Genomic DNA, 529 nt, shown 5'->3' with positions numbered 1-529 from the left:
CAAGATCCTGCGCAGATTCAACAATGTTTTGTAGTCGATTTGAGCTCTCGTTATTGGTCTTAGTGACGTCAAACAGCAGCTTTCTGAAGTTAGAGATCAAGGCATTAATGCTGTTCGAGATGGAAGCGATTTCATCTTTGCCGCGAGAATCGAGTTCAACCGTCATATCGTGGTGCTCAGACATACTGCGCAGGGTTTGTTTTAGGCGACCAACGCGGCTTCGTAGGCTTGCAACCAACCCCCACACCATCATGATCATAAGCAGAGAAATCACAGCAGTCGCAGCCATCAACAAGTTGCGATTTAACGTGGCTTGCTGCGCGGAATGTTCTGCTGCACTGAGCATCTGATCAACCATTTGGTTACGCAACTGGTTCATGAGACCGATGCGCTCGGTTGCCATAGGAAACCATTCCGTTGCTTGAGGCCCCTGAATGCTGTCTAGGTTGGCACTCTGGTTAAGGAAGGATTGCTGTATTTGCTCAACCTTCTTCCACGCAGGACTGTTTTGGTGCGATTGCAATGACTG

Annotated in this window: 1 protein-coding gene; it reads right to left on the bottom strand. The window is 48.6% G+C overall.

Annotation, left to right across the window (positions count from 1 at the left end):
- Window positions 1-529: methyl-accepting chemotaxis protein (locus R7Q09_RS28125; RefSeq protein ID WP_318144206.1), on the bottom strand; the 529-nt coding region annotated here is incomplete at both ends.

The organism is Vibrio sp. 2130-1 (genome assembly GCF_033339515.1).
Note: the sequence above shows the minus strand (reverse complement) of the source record. Positions and strands in the feature narration are given on the sequence as shown.